18 protein-coding genes and 1 pseudogene are annotated in these 19,192 nt (G+C 67.7%); 12 read left to right on the top strand and 7 right to left on the bottom strand.

Translation table 11 applies throughout. From position 1 onward, the window contains the following. The first annotated feature begins 19 nt into the window (after nucleotides 1–19). From MXB53_RS06845 to MXB53_RS06825, 5 genes and pseudogenes are all read left to right on the top strand, one after another. Nucleotides 20–1,357 (top strand): sodium-dependent transporter, encoded by a 1,338-nt coding sequence (locus tag MXB53_RS06845; protein ID WP_248896637.1) that lies wholly within the window; start codon nucleotides 20–22, stop codon nucleotides 1,355–1,357. After that, a complete protein-coding gene (locus MXB53_RS06840; protein WP_248896636.1) occupies nucleotides 1,357–2,769 on the top strand; it encodes a sodium-dependent transporter in 1,413 nt (470 codons plus the stop codon). Before MXB53_RS06845 ends, MXB53_RS06840 begins: the two co-directional genes overlap by 1 nt. 78 nt (nucleotides 2,770–2,847) lie before the next feature. Beyond that, complete coding sequence (locus MXB53_RS06835; RefSeq protein ID WP_248898083.1) at nucleotides 2,848–4,392, top strand: acyl-CoA carboxylase subunit beta; 1,545 nt, start codon at nucleotides 2,848–2,850, stop codon at nucleotides 4,390–4,392. Between the two features lie 10 nt (nucleotides 4,393–4,402). Continuing rightward, nucleotides 4,403–4,648 (top strand): annotated as a pseudogene (locus MXB53_RS06830) (DUF8022 family protein); the annotation flags it as partial. 53 nt (nucleotides 4,649–4,701) lie between these two features. Beyond that, nucleotides 4,702–6,252, top strand: a complete 1,551-nt coding sequence (locus tag MXB53_RS06825) for an ATP-binding protein (protein ID WP_248896634.1) — start codon at nucleotides 4,702–4,704, stop codon at nucleotides 6,250–6,252. A 57-nt stretch (nucleotides 6,253–6,309) separates the two neighbouring features. On the opposite strand, the gene MXB53_RS06820 is transcribed toward MXB53_RS06825, so the two are convergent. The 7 genes from MXB53_RS06820 to cofD form a co-directional block, all read right to left on the bottom strand. Beyond that, entirely contained in the window at nucleotides 6,310–6,507 is a 198-nt protein-coding gene (locus MXB53_RS06820; RefSeq protein WP_248896633.1) for a 30S ribosomal protein S17e, read from the bottom strand. Between the two features lie 169 nt (nucleotides 6,508–6,676). Then, nucleotides 6,677–7,837: an ABC transporter substrate-binding protein gene (locus tag MXB53_RS06815; RefSeq protein WP_248896632.1), complete on the bottom strand. Its 1,161-nt coding sequence runs from the start codon at nucleotides 7,835–7,837 to the stop codon at nucleotides 6,677–6,679. 49 nt (nucleotides 7,838–7,886) lie between these two features. Then, nucleotides 7,887–8,780 (bottom strand): NAD(P)/FAD-dependent oxidoreductase, encoded by an 894-nt coding sequence (locus MXB53_RS06810; RefSeq protein WP_248896631.1) that lies wholly within the window; start codon nucleotides 8,778–8,780, stop codon nucleotides 7,887–7,889. A 60-nt stretch (nucleotides 8,781–8,840) separates the two neighbouring features. Next, entirely contained in the window at nucleotides 8,841–9,452 is a 612-nt protein-coding gene (locus tag MXB53_RS06805; protein WP_248896630.1) for a DUF447 domain-containing protein, read from the bottom strand. Further along, on the bottom strand, nucleotides 9,449–10,300 hold the full coding sequence (locus tag MXB53_RS06800) for a triphosphoribosyl-dephospho-CoA synthase (protein ID WP_248896629.1): 852 nt from the start codon (nucleotides 10,298–10,300) through the stop codon (nucleotides 9,449–9,451). The genes MXB53_RS06805 and MXB53_RS06800 overlap by 4 nt, the downstream gene beginning before the upstream one ends. Beyond that, entirely contained in the window at nucleotides 10,297–11,070 is a 774-nt protein-coding gene (locus MXB53_RS06795; protein WP_248896628.1) for a tRNA-dihydrouridine synthase, read from the bottom strand. The genes MXB53_RS06800 and MXB53_RS06795 overlap by 4 nt, the downstream gene beginning before the upstream one ends. Next, nucleotides 11,070–12,062 (bottom strand): 2-phospho-L-lactate transferase, encoded by a 993-nt coding sequence (gene cofD / locus MXB53_RS06790; protein WP_248896627.1) that lies wholly within the window; start codon nucleotides 12,060–12,062, stop codon nucleotides 11,070–11,072. The genes MXB53_RS06795 and cofD overlap by 1 nt, the downstream gene beginning before the upstream one ends. A 172-nt stretch (nucleotides 12,063–12,234) precedes the next feature. Between cofD and MXB53_RS06785 the strand changes: the two genes are divergently transcribed. The 7 genes from MXB53_RS06785 (at nucleotide 12,235) to MXB53_RS06755 (ending at nucleotide 19,164) form a co-directional block, all read left to right on the top strand. Then, nucleotides 12,235–12,978 carry a proteasome assembly chaperone family protein gene (locus MXB53_RS06785; RefSeq protein WP_248896626.1) on the top strand — a complete coding sequence of 248 codons (744 nt, stop codon included), beginning with the start codon at nucleotides 12,235–12,237 and terminating at the stop codon, nucleotides 12,976–12,978. Between the two features lie 48 nt (nucleotides 12,979–13,026). After that, nucleotides 13,027–13,629, top strand: a complete 603-nt coding sequence (locus MXB53_RS06780) for a nucleotide exchange factor GrpE (RefSeq protein ID WP_248896625.1) — start codon at nucleotides 13,027–13,029, stop codon at nucleotides 13,627–13,629. 176 nt (nucleotides 13,630–13,805) lie between these two features. Then, nucleotides 13,806–15,713: a molecular chaperone DnaK gene (gene dnaK, locus MXB53_RS06775; protein WP_248896624.1), complete on the top strand. Its 1,908-nt coding sequence runs from the start codon at nucleotides 13,806–13,808 to the stop codon at nucleotides 15,711–15,713. Nucleotides 15,714–15,766: 53 nt separating this feature from the next. Then, nucleotides 15,767–16,921, top strand: a complete 1,155-nt coding sequence (gene dnaJ / locus MXB53_RS06770) for a molecular chaperone DnaJ (protein WP_248896623.1) — start codon at nucleotides 15,767–15,769, stop codon at nucleotides 16,919–16,921. Continuing rightward, complete coding sequence (locus MXB53_RS06765; protein WP_248896622.1) at nucleotides 16,922–17,626, top strand: AMP-binding protein; 705 nt, start codon at nucleotides 16,922–16,924, stop codon at nucleotides 17,624–17,626. Nucleotides 17,627–17,780: 154 nt separating this feature from the next. Next, on the top strand, nucleotides 17,781–18,044 hold the full coding sequence (locus MXB53_RS06760) for a hypothetical protein (RefSeq protein WP_248896621.1): 264 nt from the start codon (nucleotides 17,781–17,783) through the stop codon (nucleotides 18,042–18,044). Nucleotides 18,045–18,108: 64 nt separating this feature from the next. Continuing rightward, complete coding sequence (locus tag MXB53_RS06755) at nucleotides 18,109–19,164, top strand: sensor histidine kinase (protein WP_248896620.1); 1,056 nt, start codon at nucleotides 18,109–18,111, stop codon at nucleotides 19,162–19,164. Nucleotides 19,165–19,192: the final 28 nt, after the last annotated feature.

The following is a 19,192-nucleotide window of genomic DNA, read 5'->3' as shown; positions in this document are numbered from 1 at the left end:
GGAGTGATACGTCTCACCAATGTCACAAAGAGAGACGTGGGCAACGAGGGTGGGGTTCATCCTCGCGGCCGTCGGCAGCGCGGTCGGACTGGGTAACGTCTGGCAGTTCCCCTTCCAGACGGGAGCAAACGGAGGGGCGGCGTTCATCGTCGTCTACCTCCTCGCCGTCTTCCTCATCGGCTTTCCCGCCATGCTCGCGGAGTTCGTCATCGGACGGCGGGCCGAGCGGAATCCGATCGACGCCTTCGCCCGCCTCGGGCACCGCAACTGGCGCGTCGTCGGCATCCTCGGCACGCTCTCGGCGTTCTGGATCCTCGCGTTCTACAGCGTCGTCGGCGGATGGGTCATCCGGTACATCATCGGCAGCGTTCGCGGGGCCTACTTCTCCGGCTCCGAAGCCTACTTCGGTGCCGTCTCCGCCGGCCCCGAAGCCGTCGCCTTCCACGCGCTGTTCATGGCGATAACCGTCGGCATCGTCGCCTTCGGCATCGCCGGTGGCATCGAGCGGTCGACGAAACTGATGGTGCCGAGCATCGTCCTCCTGCTCGGTGGCCTCGCCATCTGGGCGACCACGCTCGACGGCGGCGGCGCCGGCTACGCCTACTACCTCTCGCCCGATGTCGACACCCTCGTGTCGAACATCGGCTCGATCCTCCCGGCTGCGGTTGGACAGGCCTTCTTCACCCTCTCGCTCGGCATGGGGGCGATGATCACCTACGCCTCCTATCTCGGCCGCGACGACTCCCTACCGATCGACGGCGCGACCATCGTCGTCCTCAACACGTTCGTCGGCCTGCTGGCCGGCCTCGTCGTCTTTCCCATCCTGTTCTCGCTGGGAATCGAACCCGGGAGCGGGGGCCTCGGCGCCGCGTTCATCACCCTCGCCGGCGCGTTCGCGCAGTTGCCCGCGGGGCGTCTCCTCGGCGCCGTCTTCTTCATCGTCCTGCTGCTCGCCGCGCTCTCCTCGGCGATCAGCCTCCTCGAAGTGGTGACGTCGTATCTCGCCGACAACACCTCCTACTCGCGGCCGGCGCTCGCCACCGCCCTCGGGGGCGCCATCTTCGCGCTCGGCATCCCGAGCGCGTTCGGCCTCTCGATTCTGGCGTGGTACAACGCCATCGCCTACAACCTGCTCCTGCCGCTGTCGGTCCTGACGCTGCTCGTCTTCGTCGGCTGGGTCGACACCGGCGACGCCGTCGCCGAACTCCGGCGCGGCACCGGCCTGAGCGAGTCGGGCGCCGTCGCCTGGCTCTGGTTCGTGCGAACGATCGTTCCCCTCGGAGTGCTGGTGACGCTCCTGTTGGGTCTGCAGACCCTCGCTGTCGACGCCGGACTCCTCGCTGAGGCCATCGTCTGATGGGCCGGGAGACGTGGGCCACGCGAACGGGCTTCATCCTCGCCGCTGCCGGCAGCGCCGTCGGTCTGGGGAACATCTGGCGATTCCCCTGGATGACCGCCGAAAACGGCGGGAGCGCCTTCCTGGCGGTCTACCTGCTGGTCGTCCTCGCCGTCGGCGTGCCCGGCCTGCTCGCGGAGTTCGTCATCGGGCGGCGCGCCCGCCGCGACCCCGTCGGCGCCCTCCGCTCGCTCTCCGGGTCCCGCTGGTGGGGCGTCGTCGGCGGTCTCACGGTCGTCACCGCCATCTCCTTGCTCTCCTTTTACAGCGTCGTCGGTGGGTGGATCCTGCGGTACCTGCTCGTCTCGGTCACGGGGCCGTTCACCGGCGGCGCAGCCTATCTCGGTGCGCCGGGAGCCTACTTCGAGACCGTCTCCTACGGCGTCGCCGCGGCCGCCTTCCACCTCGGCTTTCTCGCCCTGACCGGAGCGGTCGTTCTGGGCGGCGTCCGCCGCGGCATCGAACTCGGGACGAAGGTGATGATGCCCGCCATCCTCGCGCTCCTCGTCGGGATGGCCGCCTGGGTCGCCACGCGCCCCGGCGCCGCCGCGGGCTACGCCTTCTTCCTCGGATTCGAACTCGACATCCTCCGGGCAAACGCCCTCTCGGTCCTCGGTCCCGCCGCCGGCCAAGCACTCTTCACCCTCTCGCTCGGCGCGGGTGCGATGATCACCTACGCCTCCTACATCGGCGAGGACCGCTCGCTGCCGTTCGACGGGTCTGTCATCGCCCTGTTGAACACGGGCGTCGGCGTCCTGGCCGGCCTCGTGGTGTTCCCGCTCCTGTTCTCCCAGAACATCGATCCGGGCACCGGCGGCCCGGGCGCGCTCTTCGTCGGCGTCGCCGCCGCGTTCGGCGCGATGCCCGGCGGCGAACTCCTCGCGATCCTGTTTTTCGCCGTCGTCGCCCTCGCCGCGCTCTCCTCGGCGATCAGCATGCTGGAGATACCCGTCGCCGTCCTCGCCGGCGAATTCGGGTGGCAGCGACGACCGGCGGTCGGGGTCCTGCTCGGGGGTATCGCGGCTACCGGCAGCGTCACCGCGCTCCGACCGTCGCTGTTCGCGTTCGTCGCCGGACCGCTCGTCGATTCGCTGCTCACCCTCGGCCTCATCGCCTTCCTCCTGTTCGTCGCGTGGGTCCTCGGCCGCGACGCCATCAGTGAGTACGCCACCGGCGCCGGACCGCTGGCGGCCCGCCTTGCCGTCCCCTGGCTCGTCGCCGTCGGCGTGGTGATTCCGGTCGTGCTGGTGGTGACGCTGCTCTCGACGTTCGGCGTGACCGCCTCGGTCGGTGGGCCGGTGACCGTCGCCGTCGCCGCAGCGGTCGTCGGTCTCGCCGCCGTCGGTCTGCGGTGGGGCCGTGGCGCGGTCTGAGCCGACATCCTGCGGCGGAACCCTTTTGCCAGTCGTCCGACCTTCTTAGGAGACGATGCAAGGTGGTCGGCCATGACGATGGAGGACCGCATCGAGGAGCTTCGCGAAAAGCGGGAGCGAGCGCTCCTCGGCGGCGGCGAAGACCGGATCGAGGCCCAGCACTCGAAGGGGAAGATGACGGCCCGCGAGCGGATCGACTACTTCCTCGATGACGGGACGTTCACCGAGTTCGACCAGTTCCGCACCCACCGAACCCACAAGTTCGGCATGGAGGAGAAGCAACTCCCCGGCGACGGCGTCGTGACGGGCTACGGCCAGGTGAACGGCCGCAAGACGTTCGTCTTCGCCCACGACTTCACCGTCTTCGGCGGGTCGCTCGGCGAGGTGATGTCCGAGAAAATCTGCAAGGTGATGGATAAGGCGATGGATGTCGGCGCGCCCATCGTCGGCCTCAACGACTCGGCAGGGGCGCGCATCCAGGAGGGCGTCCGCAGCCTCGCCGGATTCACCGACATCTTCCACCGCAACGAACAGGCGAGCGGCGTCGTCCCCCAGATCTCGGGCATCATGGGACCGTGTGCGGGCGGCGCGGTCTACTCCCCCGCCATCACCGACTTCGTGTTCATGGTGAACGACACCAGCCACATGTTCATCACCGGCCCGGATGTCATCGAGACGGTGACGGGCGAGGAGGTGACCTTCGAGGAACTCGGCGGTGCCGTCACCCACTCCTCGAAGACGGGCGTCGCCCACCGCGCCTTCGAGGACGAGGAGACGGCGCTCGACAACATCCGCCGCCTGCTCTCCTATCTCCCGCAGAACAACGTCGAGGATCCGCCGCGCGTCGACCCCTGGGACGACCCCGACCGCCCGGCCGACGCGCTCACGAGCGTCGTCCCCGACCAGCCACAGAAACCCTACGACATGACCGACGTCATCGGCGACGTGGTCGACGAGGGGTCGTTCTTCGAGATTCACGACAACTGGGCGAAAAACGTCGTCGTCGGCTTCGGTCGCCTCGACGGCCACTCCGTCGGCGTCGTCGCCAACCAGCCCCGGTCGAACGCCGGCACGCTGACCGTCGACGCGAGCATGAAGGCCTCGCGGTTCGTCCGTTTCTGTGACGCCTTCAACGTCCCCATCCTCACCTTCGTCGACGTGCCCGGTTACATGCCGGGAACCGACCAGGAGCACCGCGGGATCATCCGCCACGGCGCGAAACTCCTCTATGCCTACTCCGAGGCGACGGTGCCGCTGCTGACGGTCATCACGCGCAAAGCCTACGGCGGCGCCTACTGCGTCATGGCGTCGAAACATCTCGGCGCCGACGTGAACTACGCGTGGCCGACCGCCGAACTCGCCGTCATGGGGCCGGAGGGTGCGGTGAACGTTCTCTACAGCGACGAACTCGAGGCGGCCGACGACCCCGAGGCGCGGCGGGCGGCTCTCGTCGAGGAGTACCGCGAGGAGTTCGCCAACCCCTACACGGCCGCGGACCGTGGGTTCATCGACGACGTGATCGAACCCCAGGACACGCGCACCCGGCTGATCGACGACCTGCACATGCTCAAGACCAAGCGAACGTCGAACCCCGAGAAGAAACACGGCAACATCCCCATCTGAGATGACCCGCACGCTCGAACTCCCCGACGTCGCCGACGACGCGGAGGCGGCCGCGATCGCGGCGGCCATCGGGGCGCACCTCAACGACCAGGACGCGGCGGCCGCAGCAGCGGCCGAGGCGGACGGCGACGACTGGTGTGACCGCCGGTGGACCTTTGCCGGCCGCATCGACGCGCTCCAAGCGCGGTCGGTGCGCGTCCCCGACGGCTCCCCGACCGATCAGTGGACTGCGTCGGGACGCACGGAGCGGTTCTGACGCCGCGGCGGCGCCCCGTACGCATATACACCTTCCGTGCGTACTGTGAGGCCGTGAGTGAACAACGCAGGGAGGCCCCGCTCGGCCGCCCCGTTGGTGATGACTTCGTCGACCTGTTCGACGAGCAATCCCGCCGGGTCGGACTCTCGGGATGGCTCGAAGCACAGGCCGACACCGTCCAGTTCGTGTGGCGCCGGCGAATCGGGAGTACCGTCATCGCCAGTCTCGGACTCGTCATCGTGAGCATCCCGCTGTATCACCTGCTCCGCCATTCGATGTCGCTGGACGCGCTGTTCGGTGACGCCCTTCCGATGCTGTTCGGGAGCATCCTGCTCTACGCCGGTAGCTGGACACACTGGCGAAGCGATCCCGACACTGCGATGCCACTGGTGTCGGCGTTCTGGGTGTCGGCCGGATTTCTCGCTGCCGGCACCGTTTCACTGTACTTTCTCACGCTGCACACCGTCCACGGACACGTCGTCGAAGCCGCCTGGTTTCTCGTGTACGACGTGGCCGCCACGGGGTCGATCGGTGGGCTACTCATCAGCCGCTATGACCTGCGCGCCCGCCGTCGGAACGAACGCCTGAGCCGTCGAGAACGGCAGTTTCGCGCGGTGTTCGAAGGCACGCTCGACGCCCTCGTCATCACGGACGGCGACGGGGAGTACGTGGCCGCGAACCCGGCAGCAGCCGATCTGTTCGGCCTCCCGCGCGAGGAACTCATCGGCAAACACGTCGCCGACTTCGCCACCCGCGATGCGGACATCGGCACCACCTGGGAGGCCTTCCTCGCCGACGGCAAACAGCGTGGCGAGTTCCGCCTCCACCGTCCCGACGGCGAGGTGCGCACCGTCGCCTTCGCCGCCACCGCGAACGTCCTCCCCGGACACCACCTGTCCGCGCTGCGCGACGTAACCGAACGGACCGAGCGCGAGCGGGAACTCGCCGAGGAGCGCGCCCGCATCGAATTCCTCAACCAGCTCCTCCGGCACAACATCCTCAACGGGATGAATCTCGTGTTGGCGAAACTCGACGCCGTCGACGCCGCGCTCCCGCCCGAGGCGGACGACGACCTGACCGTCGCCCGTCATCGAGGCGAGGAGATCGTCGACCTCGTTCAGACCGCCCGACGTCTCGCGACCGACGCACCCGCCGCCACCGAGCGACGCGTCGACCTGATCGCCCCCGTCTCGGAGGCCGTCGAAGCGGTGCGCCGGACCGACCCCGAGGCGACGATCAGGTTCTCGCCGCCTGCAGAGGCGGTGTTCGTGCGCGCGGACGACATGATAGGGACCATCTTCGATCACCTGCTGACGAACACAGTCGAACACAACGACACCGCGTCGCTCACGGTCACCGTCGACGTGACAGTCGACGCCGAAACGGTCACCGTCACCGTCGCCGACGACGGCGTCGGCATCTCGGCCGAGCGACGCGAGGAACTGTTCGGCGACAGCGGGTTCGTCCACACCCGCAGTTGGGGCGGGTTCGGTCTCTCTATCGTGGACGCCCTCGTCGACGAGTACGACGGGCGCGTGTGGGTCGAAGCCAACGAGCCGACGGGCGTCGTCTTCGTCGTCGAACTCCCGCGCGCAGCGGAGTGACAGCCGTCGCTACGCGGTCGAATATCGAATATCGAACGCGACGTACAACAGTCCGTATCAGGAGGCCTGGGCCGCGGCGCTCGCCTTCTTGCGCGTGATGTAGCCCGCGATGCGGTTGCGGACGCCCTTCGACTCGACGTTCGTCAGTTTGGAGACGCTCTCCTTGTTGGTCTCGAACTCGGTGTTGAACGCCTCGGGGTACCGATCAAGGAGGATGGTCCCGAGCTGTTTGACGTATTTGGGTTTGATGGCCATGTGTCTGTGTCCTCGCGGAGAGTTTAGTAAAGTTTCGTCTTCGTAGCACCGCGGTATCGTGCTACCGGTGTGCACGCGCTGGGTGCCGCGCCCAGTGGATGACGTCGGTACCCACTGATTCGCCGAAACGGTCCGGCGAGCCACCAGTGAACAGTGACACGCCCCCGGATCAGACGTCGCCAGCGGCGATGTCCGCGACACGCTGGCGGTCGAACAGCTGGACGTCGTCGGTCACGCCGCCGAACTCGTCGGGATAGAGCTGTTGGGCGGCGCGTTCGGTCAGGAACAGGTTGTGGATGGGGCCCTGGTAGAGATAGCCGCCGCGGTAGACGCGGCCGTTCTGAACGGCCGTGAGTTCACTGCCGGCCGGGTGGTCCCGCATGTACGCGAGGACGGTGTCGCGGAACTCGGTCGGCGATTTGCGCTCGTGTCCACGGATCAGAATCACCTCGGGGTCGATTTCGAGGAGGTTCTCATAGTCGAGTTCGCCGCGGTTGGTCGTGCTGAGATTCTCGATGTCGGTCTCCGCGAGGGCGTCAGTGACGCCCAGGTCGCGCCACTGCTTCTTGCTCGTTCCCCCGTCGTCGAGTCGGTACGGCGAGAACGTCTCCGGTTCGGTCGTCCCCTCGTACGTGAGGAAGACTTCGGGGCGGTCCTCGGCGGGAGGAAGTCGCGACTGCACGTCCGCGATGAACTCGTCGTGGAGTCGCTCGAACGCCCGGTAGCGCTCCTGTTCCTGAAACACCGCAGCGACCTTCTCGAACGCCTCGTACAGCGTGTAGTACGGGTAGTCGTGCCACTCGTCGGAGCGCCGGAAGATGAGGTTGCCCACGAACGGCGCGACGTTGCTCGCCACCTCGTCGACGTCGGCCTGATCCCAGTCGAACCAGTTGACGAGCATCTGCGGGTCGTACAGGTGGATGTCGCTGTCGAGCGCGTAGAACTGCTCCTTGGACCGAACCTCGGGGTTGGCCTCGATGCGACTGCGGTCGACGCCCATGCCCGGAAGTTCGTCGTAGACGTACGTGTAGTAGCGGTCTGCACCGCCGACGCCGGTCAGACCGTCGCCGTGACCGAGTGCGACGGCCATGTCGGCGTAGCCACCGTCGTAGGCCGCCCACCGCTCCGGCACCGAATCGAAAGCGACCGTTCCGACGGGCTCCATCGATACCGAGTAGGACCCGCTCGATGACTCCGTCGGCGTCGCCGCGTCGCCGCCACTCCCCGAACTGGTACAGCCGGCGAGGAATCCGGCCCCGGCGACGGCGCCACCGTACGTCACGAACGCTCTACGTGTCGGTCCCGTCCGCGTCTCGTCGTCGCTTGCCATATTTTTAGGCTCGCCTAAAAACTTATAACTGCACCGGTTTCCGGAACGCTCACTCCGACGACCGTCGGTCGGCTTCGATGTCGCGCGCCGCCGCGAGGATACGGTCGTCGTCGACGTGGTCGAGCAGTCGGTCGTGGGCGCGTTCGGTCCGGCGGTCGACCTCGTCTTCGGAGAGGTACGTCTCGCGCCGGCGCGACAAGTCCCGTTCGCACAGGTCGGCGAGGCGGTCGTCGTCGAGGCCGTGGTCGTCGGGCAGGCGGTCGTGGAACCACTCGCGCCAGCTCTCGAGGTCGCCGTCGTCGAGCGACGCCTCGCGGCGCCGCCAGTCGTAGTAGTTCGCCAGCGGATCGGGATACCCCCGCTCCCGGCGGACGTGTTCGACGAGCGTGATGCCGACCCGGGCGCCGCGACCGGCGGCCATGGTCGCCTGATAGCCCGTCTCGCCGTACGGCGACGCGATGAAGAGCCCGTCGACCGGCGTCGTGCCATCGCTGTCGGCGTAGCTCTTGTCGAACCGTTCCTCGCCGCCGTGTCCGCGAACGTGGAACATCGCGTCGCCGTCGAGCGGGCGGAGATACTCGCCGCCGTAGCGCGTCGCCGCGACCACCCGTCGGGCGGTGCGCTGGGAACCGTCCGCCGGGGTGACGACGAATCCGTCGCCGTCGACGGCCCGCTCGACCGACTCCACGTGGTCGTCGACGATGGAACAGCCCGCGGCCTCGGCGTGGTCGTGTAGCAACCCGTACAGCGTTTCGATGTCGACGCCGCCGGGGAATCCGGGGAAGTTCTCGAGGAAGGCACACCGCTTGATCGAGGAGCGGCCGCGGTCGAAGAGTACCGTGTCGAGACCGTACCGGGACGTGAAGACGCCCGCCGAACAACCCGCGGGGCCGCCGCCGACGACGAGAACGTCGTGGTCGTACTCGGTCGCGTGTCTGGGCATCGTCTTTAGGCTGGCCTAAAATCATTAAGCCGTTTCGGTCCGCGGTGTCCACGGCGTGGGCTACCGCGAGTCGTTCCGTCGCTCCCGCCAACCGGTCAACTCGTCGATGCGGGCGAAGGCCTCCCGTTCCGGGGGTCCACCACATCGCGCCACGGTCTCCGCGAAGTATTCGAGGCGATCCAGCAGGGCGTCGGTGTCGTAGGCGGGGACGTCGAGCCGAGAGGCCGCGACGGTCGCGTCGATGACGGCGTAGAAGCCGCGGTTGATGGTCGGTACCGTCCGCTCGCGGACCGTCGCCGATTCCGGCGTGAGCGCCCAGCGCACCCACCCCGTCCCTGACTCCTCGCCGTCGGCCACGCGCTCGGCGCGCACCTCGACCCACGCGGCCGCGCCGTCGCGGACGGGGTCGTCAGTTTCGGTCACGTCGAGCGCGGCGTCGACGAACTCCCGCGGGTCGGTCACGAACTGGACGACGCCCCGACCACGCCGCTCGAAGTTTCCTCGCGTCCGGGTGCGCCCCCACGTCACCGCCGTCACGGGATCCGCGGGGTCATCCGGCGCGTGAAGCCCGAGTGCCGCCTGGTTCCAGCGCTCGTTGGGACCGAGCGTCGCCACTACGGACTCGGTGACGCCGCGGAGGTCGACCGGCCAGCCGGCGTCATCGTCGTTCACACCCGCACCCCCCGTTCGAGCGCAATGAACGCCGCCGCGGCAGTGAGGTCGGCAGTCGTCCCGGGATTGATGCCAGCCTCGTGGAACTTCTCGGCCAGGTCCTCGGCGGCGGCGAGGTCACCCCGGACCGCCTCAGCCTGTCGGCTCACCTCTCGGGCGCGCTCCATTCCGTGGTCGACCGCGACGAGCGTGTCCGGCCGTTCGGCCAGCAGGTCGAGGAAGATGCGCGCCAGGCGGTCGGTGATCGGCCCCTCGTCGGCGGCGATGCGCTCCGCAGCGGCGAACGTCCGCTCGAAGCCGGTCGTCCATTCGCGGGCGTTGCCGTCGCGGTCGGCGCTCAGATGCATCACGTCGGCGAGGGTCACCCCCTGCTCGCGGAGCGCTGGGATGGCGTCTGCCCCCCGCCGGACATCGAGCGCGTCGGCCTCCGCGGGCGGGTCGTCCACCGCGACATCGACGTGTTCGAACGCGCGGTAGAACCCCGCGGCGTCGTCGACGGTCGTCGACTCGACGACGCTGGTGACGCCTTCGGGGGAGAGATCGCCGCGCGCGGCTGTTCGCACCAGCGGCACGAGCAGGAGCAGACAGCCGAACTGGGTGTTGCCGCCCTCCTGGTGACTCATGCCGTCGACCGCGCGATCGAAGGCGTCGCCGATCGCCACGTCGCTCTCGGCGGCAGCGAGGCCGGGCCGGGAGCCCACGGCGCCCGCGAGGAAATGCTCGAACCGGAGGTCGTCGTGGTCGCGCGTGCGATCCACATTCCCGGGTTTCGGCGTACTCGCGACTTCTAGCAACAGAGCGAGTTCGGCGTGATCGGTCGGCGTCATGTCGGGACGGGGGTGTGTCATCCCGACACCTCCGCGCCGAGACGGGGCGACGGATCGTCCGCGGCGCGACGACGCTTCCACCCCTTGACCGCTCGGGCGACGCGCCGGCGGACATCCGGGTCGTCGCTCGGCCGCCCGACGCTGACACCGTCGGCACCGTAGGCGAGATACTCCCACGCCGTCTTGCGGTCACGGACGCCGTTGTTGGCGAGGAGAAAGCAGTCGGGGGCCGCGGCGGCGACGCTAGCGACGACGGGTTCGGCATCCATCGCGTCGACGTGGATGGCGTCGGCGCCCGCGGCCGCGATGCGGCGCGCCGTCGCGGGCAGGTCGACGCCCTCGACTTCCGCCCGAACCTTCACGCTCACCGTCGCCCCGGCGGCGTCCGCGGCGGCGACGTAGCGCGCGAGGCGGTCGGTGTCCCGGAGCAACGTCTCGCCACACCCGACGGCGCGGAGTTCGTCCTGTCGGCAGTGGGCGTTGATTTCGAGGACGGCGTCGTGCTCGGTGCAGATCGCCGCCGCCTCGCGAATCGGCTCGACCGTCGCGCTCCGGACGTTCATCCCGGGGCGGATCGGCGCGTCGGCGAGCGCGGCGAGTTGGTCGTCCACGAAGGCGAAGGGGTCGGCGGGGAGGAACTCCTCGCGACCACGAGCGACGAGGTCACAGGCGGCCGCCCGGGAGTCGGCGTCGAGCGCGATGCCGCCGAGAACGGCGAGGTCGGCCTCCGAAGCGCCGGCCCGCGCCCACGCCGCGTCCGAGGCGCCGCTGAGGCTGGCGAGCGCGAACATCACTGCACCTCCCTGAGCGCGTCCGCGACGGCGTCCACGACGCGTTCGGCGTCCGCGGGATCGTCGATCCGCGTGTCGGTACGGATCACGGGTCGGTCGAGGTCGGTGTCGTCCGCGTCGTCGAGGACGAACGCGTCGACGAAGGGAAAGGCGTCGGCGACGCCAGCGGTCGAGGGGTCCCAGCCGACGCCACGCATGAGGTCGGCGGCCGGGCCGGAGAACACCCGGTCCTCGACGAAGGGCGAGACGGCGACGACGGGCGTGTCGTCGAGCGCGGCGTCGACGCCGTCGAGGGCGCGGATGGGGCCGATACTGGTGACGGGGTTCGAGGGGCCGATCACCACCGGATCGTCGAGCGCGTCGCGGACGGCGGGCGTCGCCTCGGCGGTCGCGGCGCCGCGGAACTCCACGTCCTCGACGGCCGGTTCCGCGCGGCGCGCGACCCAGTACTCCTGGAAATGCATCATCCCGGCGTCGGTGTGGACGATGGTCGCCACGGGATCGTCGCTCATGGGGAGCAGCGTCACGTCGAGGCCGAAGGCGTCGGCGAGGGTTCGCGTGACCTCGGTGAGCGTGTGTCCCTCGTCGATGAGGCTGGTGCGCGTGAGATGGACCGCCCGGTCGCGATCGCCGATTTCCATGAACTCCGCGACGCCCGAGAACCGCCGCCAGCGGGCGAGTCGCCGGCCCGCAGTCTGCCGGTCGGCGGGGAGATAGCGCGGCCCGGATGCCAACTCGGCGGCGGCCGCCAACCGACCGAGTTCGTCGTGGGTCGCGGTGGTGTCGCCGTCGATCCCCCACCACGTCTCCCGGTCGAGCACGTCACCCTCCTGAAAGAGGACGGTGTCGAGGTCGGGACAGACGAGGTGGCCGCCGAGTTCCACGTCGTCACCGGTGTTGGCGACGACGGTCACCGCAGCGGGGTCGAAGGCTGCCCGAACGCCGTCGAGCAGTTTCGGCGTACCCGTCCCGCCGGCGAGAAACGTGACCATGCCGGCCGTTGCACGCGGTCCGATTTGTGCCTTTGGAACCGGGGTGGGTGTATAGTAGCGTTTGGAACTGTCCGCACACCTGATCGGCGGATGGCATGTGAGCAGGTGTGCGATGGCTTACAAAGGCTACTATAGGCTATGGGCTTTTTGACGACGGCCGACAAGAGCCGGTATGGAGCGCATCGAAATCCTCCGGGACGACGTGTCGCTCGACTCGCCGACGCTCATCGAGGGGTTGCCGGGCGTCGGGCTCGTCGGCAAGCTCGCGACCGACCACCTCTCGGAGACGCTCGATATGGTCCACTACGCCAACGTTCACTGTGAGCGGTTGCCGCCGGTAGCGACGTATCAGGAAGAGAGATACGATCTCGCGACGCCGGTTCGGCTGTACGCCGACCCCGAGCGAGACCTGCTCGCGCTGCGGAGCGACGTACCGGTCTCGCCCGAGGCCGCCCTGGAGTTCGGCGACTGCTTCGAGGGCTGGCCGGCGAGCGACGAGACGTTACCCATCTACCTCAGCGGACTCGGCGAGGAGCGAGAGGAAACGGCGTCGCCCAGCATGTACGGCATCGGGACGGGCGGGATGGGCGAGCGCCTCGAAGCGGAAGGGATCGCCCCGCCGCCGGAGTCGGGACTGGTCTCCGGGCCGACGGGCGCGCTGCTGAGTCGGGCGGTCCGCGACGACGACGAGGCGCTGGGACTGGTCGTCGAATGCGACCCCCGCTTTCCGGACCCGGAGTCGGCAGCGAAACTGATCCAGGAGGGCATCTCGCCGTTGCTCGGTATCGACGTGCCGGTGACGGAACTGACGGAGCGCGCCGAGGAGATCCAGCAGGCCAAACACCGCCTCGCCCAGCAGATGCAGGAGGCGGACGAGACGAGTTCGCAGGCGCGGCCACTCGGGATGTACCAGTAGTCACCGCGTTCTGCAAGTCTTAAGCGATCCGAGGCGCTTCTCTCGACCATGCACGAGGATGCGGCCGACGGGGCGACGGGCGACGTCGCCGCGGACGACGACGAATCGGCGGCTGGCGAGGCGACTGACCTCGCCGACCGGGTCGGAGAGTACGACGAGGAACTCGGCGCGGCCGTGGCGAACCTCGAAGAACGCATCGACGCGCTGAAAGCCCATCTCGACGAGGAAGAGGAACGAGCCGACGACCTCGAATCTCGGTTGAAGCGGAAACAGGCCGACTTCCAGAACTACAAGAAACGCGCCGAGAAGCGCCAGGAGGAGATCAAAGAGCGCGCGACGGAGGACTTCCTCACGCGCCTCGTTCCGGTCCGCGACGACCTGGTCCGGGCGCTCGATCAGGACGAGGACGTAGACATCCGCGACGGCGTCGAATCGACGCTCGAAACGTTCGACCGCGTGCTCGAAGAGGAGGGCGTCGCCCCCATCGAACCCGACCCTGGCGACGCGGTCGATCCGACGCGCCACCAGGTGATGATGCGCGTCGAGAGCGACCACCCCGAGGGGACGGTCGTCGACGTCTACCGTCCCGGCTACGAACTGGCAGGCTCCGTCATCCAGGAGGCACAGGTGACGGTCAGCGACGGCAACTGAACTCTCGCAACAGCTTCCTGACACGACGCCGGAGCGAATTGCAGTTCTATATAAATATGGTCGGTGTGAGTCGATACCACGATCGCTAATCAGCAGACGGGGTCGACCCGTCCGTCGGCGGTGATGCTCCCTGTCTAGTAACCTTTAACCGACCTAAACCGGTAATCACGGACAAGATGGCGAGCAACAAGATTCTCGGAATCGACCTCGGAACCACGAACAGCGCGTTCGCGGTGATGGAGGGAGGCGATCCGGAGATCATCGTAAACGGGGAGGGCGACCGAACGACGCCCTCGGTCGTCGCGTTCACCGACGACGACGAGCGTCTCGTCGGGAAACCGGCGAAAAACCAGGCCGTCCAGAACCCGGAGAACACGATCCAGTCGATCAAGCGCCACATGGGAGAGGAGGAGTACACCGTCGATGTCGGCGACGACGAGTACACGCCGGAGCAGATTTCGGCGATGATCCTCCAGAAGATCAAGCGCGACGCCGAGGAGTATCTCGGCGACGACGTCGAGAAGGCGGTCATCACGGTGCCGGCGTACTTCAACGACCGGCAGCGCCAGGCGACCAAGGACGCCGGCGAGATTGCCGGCTTCGAGGTCGAACGCATCGTCAACGAACCGACCGCGGCGTCGATGGCCTACGGCCTCGACGACGAGTCGGACCAGACCGTCCTCGTGTTCGACCTGGGTGGCGGCACCTTCGACGTGTCCGTCCTCGACCTGGGCGGCGGCGTCTACGAAGTCGTCGCGACCAACGGGGACAACGACCTCGGTGGCGACGACTGGGACCAGGCGATCATCGACCACCTCGCCGACGAGTTCGAGGCCGACCACGGCGTCGACCTCCGCGAGGACCGCCAGGCGCTCCAGCGCCTGAAAGACGCCGCCGAAGAGGCCAAGGTGGAACTCTCCTCGCGCAAGGAGGCAGACATCAATCTGCCCTTCATCACCGCGACGGACGACGGCCCCATCCACCTCGAAACGTCGCTCACCCGCGCGAAGTTCGAATCGCTGACGAGCGACCTCCTCGAGCGGACCGTCGGCCCGACGAAGCAGGCCCTCGACGACGCCGGCTACGCGACCGACGACATCGACGAGGTCATCCTCGTCGGCGGGTCGACCCGCATGCCGCAGGTTCAGGAGAAAGTCGAGGACCTGATCGGCAAGGAACCGAAGAAAAACGTCAACCCCGACGAGGCCGTCGCGCTGGGCGCGGCCATCCAGGGCGGCGTCCTCGGCGGCGAAGTCGACGACATCGTCCTGCTCGACGTGACGCCGCTCTCGCTCGGTATCGAGGTGAAGGGTGGGCTGTTCGAGCGCCTCATCGAGAAGAACACGACCATCCCGACCGAGGAGTCCAAAATCTTCACCACCGCGGCGGACAACCAGACATCGGTCCAGGTCCGCGTCTTCCAGGGTGAGCGCGAAATCGCCGAGGAGAACGAACTGCTCGGCGAGTTCCAGCTGACGGGGATTCCGCCCGCGCCCGCCGGCACGCCCCAGATCGAAGTCGGCTTCAACATCGACGAGAACGGCATCGTCAACGTCGAAGCCGAGGACAAGGGCTCCGGCAACGCCGAATCCATCACCATCGAGGGCGGCGTCGGCCTCTCGGACGAGGAGATCGAAGAGATGCAGGAAGAGGCCGAGGAACACGCCGAAGAGGACCAGCAGCGCCGCGAGCGCATCGAGGCCCGCAACGAGGCCGAGAGCGCGGTCCAGCGCGCCGAGACCCTCCTCGAGGAGAACGAGGAGGAGGTCGACGACGACCTGCGCGAGTCCATCGAGGACGCCATCAGTGAGGTCGAGGCGGTCCTCGACGACGAGGACGCCGAGACCGAGGAGATCCAGGACGCCACGGAGGCGCTCTCGACGGAACTCCAGGAGATCGGCAAGCAGATGTACCAGGAGCAGGCTCAGCAGGCCCAGGCCGGTGCCGGCGGCGCGGGCGCCGGACCGGGCGGCATGGGCGGCGCGGGTCCGGGTGCCGGTCCCGGCGGTGCAGGCGCTGGCGACGGCGACGAGTACGTCGACGCCGACTTCGAAGAGACGGACGACGGCGACGACGACGAGTAACGCCGGCGAGCCACGTTTTTCAAATAGGTAGGGACGGTAACTCACAGTAACTGATGACTGAGGATTTCTACGACGTGCTCGGGGTGTCCAGGGACGCCTCCGAAGACGAGATCAAACAGGCGTACCGAGAGAAAGCCACCGAGTACCATCCGGACGTGAGCGACGACCCCGACGCCGAGGAGAAGTTCAAGAAGGCCAAGAAGGCCAAAGAGGTGCTCACGGACGAGGAGAAACGGCAGGCGTACGATCAGATGGGCCACGAGCGCTTCGAACAGGCCGAGAAGCGCGGCGGCTTCGACGGCGGTGGCCCCGGCGCGGGCGCCGGTGGCGCTCGAGGTAACCCGTTCGGTGGCGGCGGGGGCGGCGGCTTCGAGGACATCTTCGAGCAGTTCTTCGGCGGGGGCGGCAGCGGCGGCGGCAGCCGACCCCGACAGGGGCAGGACCTCCGCACGTCGCTCCAACTCGACCTCGAAGAGGCGTACGAGGGGGTCGAACGCGAGTTCACCGTCACGCGCCCGACCCGGTGTTCGGACTGTGACGGCGCGGGACATCCGCCCGACGCCGACGCGGAGACGTGTCCCAACTGTGACGGACAGGGACAGGTTACGCAGGTCCAGCAGACGCCGTTCGGGCGGATGCAACAGACGGGAACCTGTCGCCGGTGTGGCGGCGACGGGACGCTCTACAGCGAGACGTGTGACACCTGTGGCGGCGAGGGGCAGGTCCGCGAGGAGTCGACGCTCTCGGTCGACATCCCGGCCGGCATCCGCGACGGCCAGACCCTCCGGATGGAAGGCGAGGGCGCGCCCGGGTCGAACCGCGGGCCGAACGGCGACCTCCTCATCGAGGTGTCCGTCGCCGACCACTCCGACTTCGAACGCGAGGGCGACGACCTCCACTACCAGCACCCCATCTCCTTCCCGCAGGCCACCTTCGGCGACACCGTCGAAGTGCCGACGCTCGACGGCACCGTCGAGATGGACGTCCCCGAGGGTACCCAGAGCGGCGAGACGTTCCGCCTGAAGAACAAGGGCATGCCGCGCCTCCGACGCCGAGGTCGCGGCGACCTCTACGTACAGGTGCAGGTCGTGACGCCGGACAGCCTGAACGACGAACAGCGCGAAGCCTTAGAGCAGTTCGCGGAAGCCGGCGGCGAGGAAGTCGAGGTGAACGAGGGCTTCTTCGAGCGGATCAAGAGCAGTTTCTAGATGCGCGTCCTCGGCGACCTGGTCGCCCGTGACCGGCGGAGCGACCGACCCGCGCTGCGGATCGACGCCCGTGACCGGACGTTCAGTTACCACGAGTTCTGCACGACCGCCTGGAAAGCCGGTCACGCGCTCACCCACCTCGGCGTCCACCGCGGCTCGCGCGTCGCGCTCGCGACCGATCCGTCGCCACCGATCCTCCAGACCTGCGTCGGCGCCGCGTCGCTCGGCGCCCGAGTGGCGTTCGACACGTCCGCCGAGAGCCGGGTCGTCGTGGTGCCCGCCGACCGCGAAGCCGAATTCGACGCCGCTGCGTCGCGAGTCGTCGTCTACGGTGACGCGCCGGCGTCGACGGCGGCGACCCACTGGGAGGGCGTGGTCTGGAGCGAGAACCCGTCGGTCCCGCCGGCCGAGCCCGACCCGGCCGATCCGGTGCTCGACCGACCGGCCGACGACGCACCGCTCACGCACTGCGATTTCCTCTCGCGGGCGGAGCGTATCGTCGCCGACGCCGGCCTCGATGCCGAAACGTCGGTCGCGCTGCGCGCGTCGCTCGCCGACCCGCACGCGGTGATCGCTGGCGTGGTGGCGCCGCTGGTCGCGGGTGGCACGGTCGTCATCCCCGACGGCGGCGGGGCGTCGGCGGACGTGGCCGTCGGCAGCGATCCGGCCCCCGAACCACGGCGGATCGATCCGGACACGGTCTGATACGGAGTATTGTAACTGTCTATCGGTGGGTCGTCAAGACGATTCGGCGAACCACCGGTACTGACTGACAATAAACCGTATGCGAGCCCCTCCCGACCGACGGGTCGGCACGGCCGGCCGCTACTGTATTCACGCGCCAGGTCGTAGCCCCGCTATGGAACTCGACCCGGACGCGCTCACGTGTTCGCACTGCGGCGAGCCGATCACCGATTCGGGATATCTGCCGGCGACCGACGCGTCGGGGACGTATCAGCCGATACCCGAGGCGGCCGTCTGCGGCGCGTGTGGCTTCAACGAACTCGGGATGACAGGCTGTGCCCCCGAACCGACGGACGTGTTCGACTCCGACACCGCCGACGTGTTGTTGTACGTGACGGTGTCCGACGAGGGCGTGGAACGCGTCTCGGTCAAGGAGTGACGGTCACCGACCGAAGACATGTCTATAAGCGAAGAGATTTAACGGTTAATTCACACGGTTCACTATGCGGGTTTCAACCGAATCGATTCACCCACGGTACGGATTCTACGCCGTCGGGTGGATCTGTTTCGGACTCGGACTCATCCATTACCGAATAGAACCCGGCGGGCTGGAGTCGGTTCTCGAACTGGTCATGATTGTCGGGCTCTCGGTCATCGTGCTTTATACGGGGTATGAGCTCCCGGATCAGTCGATATCCGCGGCGGGGCAGTGGCGGGCGCTACTGTTAGGGATTGGCGTCGCGGTCTCGTTTACCACACTGGCGTTTGCCGTCTGGCTGACGTGGTCGATCGATGGGACGCATCGGAAGTTCTCCTTTCTCCTCTCGTTTGCCGCGTCACTCGGTGCAGCGGTCGGCACGCGGAGCAGCCTCTATGCAGTGCAGTCGAAAGAACGACTCGCCAAAACGCAAGAACTCACGAAACTGCTCCGGATCAATCAGCGGGTGCTGCGACACAACCTTCGGAACGAACTCTCGATCGCACTCGGCTATCTCGGAAACATCGAGAACGAAATCGATTCGGACGATCTCAGTGCCGACCTCGAACTGATCCGAGACCACCTCGAAGCGCTCCTGGAAACCACGGACCGGACGCGGAAGATCGTCTCTATCTGGGACACCGACGACCGCAGCGAACTCGATCTCACGGCGATACTCGAAAAGCAGCTACACCAGCTACGGCAGGAACACCCGGACGTAGATGTCACGTCGACGCTCCCGGCGGAGTGTCGGGTGGTCGCTCACGTCGCGTTACCGCTCGCGATCCGCGAGGTGCTGACGAACGCCATCGAACACAACCCCCGCGACGTCTCCGTCCACGTCACTCTCGATCGTCGAAATAACGGCACGGTGGCACTCGAGGTGGCTGATACGGGGACGGGGATCCCGAAACCCGACCTCGAAGCGATAACCATCCCCGAGGAGACGCCGCTCGCCCACACGCAAGGTCTCGGTCTGTGGATCCTCTACTGGACCGTCAGGATGTCCGACGGAACGGTCGAGTTCCACGCGAACGAACCGACCGGGACCGTCGTCAGCATAACGCTGCCGGCGCTATGAACATTTATTAGCCGACAGCCGGCTCGTT

This window comes from Haloplanus sp. XH21, assembly GCF_023276355.1.
In the GTDB taxonomy this organism is placed as follows: domain Archaea; phylum Halobacteriota; class Halobacteria; order Halobacteriales; family Haloferacaceae; genus Haloplanus; species Haloplanus halobius.
Note: the sequence above shows the minus strand (reverse complement) of the source record. Positions and strands in the feature narration are given on the sequence as shown.